The sequence below is a fragment of the Janthinobacterium sp. BHSEK genome, assembly GCF_056174685.1.
This window is the reverse complement of the sequence record NZ_JBWBYV010000176.1, coordinates 1-2,375: the sequence shown is the minus strand read 5'-3', so window position 1 is coordinate 2,375 and position 2,375 is coordinate 1. Positions and strand designations below refer to the sequence as shown.

Genomic DNA, 2,375 nt, shown 5'->3' with positions numbered 1-2,375 from the left:
CTGTACATCAACGATTTCTCGTCACGCATCTCGCGCACCGATTGCGCCAAGGGCTTGCAGGACTCCTTGCAACTGGCATGCCAAGGGGCTGATGGTTTGCCCAAGATTTACCACGGCATCGTCAAGCGCGCCGTCATGGAACAAGTCAAGGAAAAGACGGGTGCCTATTTCCACGGGGTCAGCCCGGACGTGTCGGGCGCGCTCGGCATTGCCGCCACCACACCATCTTTTGCTGAAATCGACTATCCACTGACCATTCCTGGCGCCGCCGGCAACAGCAACACCGGACGCAGCGCCATGAATGCCCACCGCGGCAACCTGGAAGACGATCCCCATATCAAGCCCTACAAGAATCTGGTGTGGCCACCGCTGATTCCACGCTTTTTCAGCGTCGAAACCGTCTGGGGCCAGGCCGCCTATGAAACCCTGAGCAAACTGGATGCCACGCTGCTGGATCGTTTCAACTTCATCCATTTGTACGCGATCTGCCTGGTCAGCCATCCGGATTACTACAAGGAAATTTTCAAGGCGGCGATAGCCTACAAGCAACAATATGGCAAGAGTGCCGCTATCACCGTGACGCGCGTGCTGCTGGGCGCTGCGCGCATCGCTGTAGCCAAGATCATCCGCCTGGCCAAGCGCGCCACCCGGCCAAGCGCAGCTGGCGGACGGTTTTTCATTGCGGACATTCCCAACATTCATGCGGCAAGCGACGCCCTGAAGGCTTTCTTGGGTAAAAAATCGGCATCATTTAAAGGTAAAAATGGAAATGTCTAAAAACGAAATCGTCGAGTTGATTGTAGCGCGCCTGCAAACGGAAAAAGCACGCGCCGCCGACATGTTTGCAGCCAGCGCTGCCAAGGTCGGCGTACGCCATTGCTATATCGAGAATATGCTTCCCGAGGCACTGGCCATGGAAATCTACCACGCCTTCCCCAAACTGGAGCAGATGCGCCTGATGTCGAGTTTTCGCGAGAGAAAATTCACTTCCAAGCATTTTGATCAATTTAATCCGATTCTCAAGGACATTACCTTCGCGATGCAGGATGTCGCCGTAGTCAGCATTATCGAGGAAATCACCGGCATCACGCAGCAGATTCCCGATCCTACCCTATATGCGGGCGGCTTGAGCATGATGGGCAAAGGGCATTTTCTTAACCCCCACATCGACAACTCGCACGAGGCGACACGCCAGTTTTATCGCACGCTGAACCTGCTGTTCTATGTCACGCCGGATTGGGAACTAGGCAACGGGGGCAACCTGGAATTGTGGGAACCGTCCGTGCGCAAGAACGAGACCATCCATAGCAAATTCAACCGTCTGGTGCTGATGGAAACAACACCAAGCTCGTGGCATTCGGTTAGCCCGGTCCAGGTGGATCGCCTGCGCTGCTGCGTTTCAAACTATTATTTTTCACCCGCGTCTCCAACTGGAGAACAGTATTTCAACGTCACGTCATTCAGCGCCCGCCCCGAGCAAACGGCACGCAGGGCACTGGCATGGGCGGACAACAAGCTGCGCCAAGGCGTGCGGGCGCTCGTGCCTGGCGGTGTGGGCCCGAAAGACGTCTACAAGGCGGGAGACAAATAAGTGGGTCGTCTATTGCTACATGCGCCGAACGTTCACGTGGGCGGCGGACTGGTGCTGCTCAAGGAATTGCTTGCGGCCCAGGATGGCGCAACGTTATGGGCCAATCTCGACTACAGGGCCAAGGAAATTCTGGACTTGCCGTCAGGAACGGAAAGTTACTTCGTCAAGGCCTCGCCAGTAGACCGCCTCAAGGCCGAACTGCGCCTGCAACGCGCGGCACGCGCCGATGACGTCATTCTGTGCTTCCATGGCATGCCGCCGCTGCTGCCGCTGGCCGGCCACGTCGTGGTATTCCAGCAAAATCGGAACTACTTTGGCCTCACGCCCCTTTCCGAATTTTCCGGCAAGACAAAAATACGGGTAGCGTTCGAACGTATCATTTGCCGCGCCTTCAAGGGCAATGTCAATGAGTATGTCGTCCAGACCCCTTCCATGCGCTCAGCGCTGATAACCTGGCACGGCGCCAAGCCCCCGGTGCGCGTCATCCCATTCATTGGGGCCATGGCAAGCGCGTCGCATGATCAGACCAGCGTGCGCGACGGCTTTGATTTTGTCTACGTGGCCGATGGCGAGGCGCACAAGAATCACCGCCGCCTGCTGGCCGCCTGGATTCTGCTGGCCGAGCAAAACATCTTTCCGTCTCTGGCGCTTACCCTGCCCCCGCATTGCACAGCGCTTCGCGCGGAGTTCGACAGCGCAACTGTCCAGCATGGCCTGCGCATTGAGCAACTAGGCGTGTTGCCACATGCCAACATACTGACTCTGTATCGCCATGCCAAGGCGC

General features: G+C 57.1%; 3 protein-coding genes. All 3 read left to right on the top strand.

The window, feature by feature from the left end; translation table 11 throughout:
* Positions 1-777: hypothetical protein (locus AC0V2Y_RS28090; RefSeq protein WP_475418446.1), on the top strand; the 777-nt coding region annotated here is incomplete at its 5' end.
* Complete coding sequence (locus AC0V2Y_RS28085) at positions 770-1,591, top strand: 2OG-Fe(II) oxygenase (protein ID WP_475417960.1); 822 nt, start codon at positions 770-772, stop codon at positions 1,589-1,591. The genes AC0V2Y_RS28090 and AC0V2Y_RS28085, both read left to right, overlap by 8 nt.
* Positions 1,592-2,375 (top strand): glycosyltransferase family protein (locus AC0V2Y_RS28080; RefSeq protein WP_475418445.1); only part of this gene is annotated, 784 nt, incomplete at its 3' end.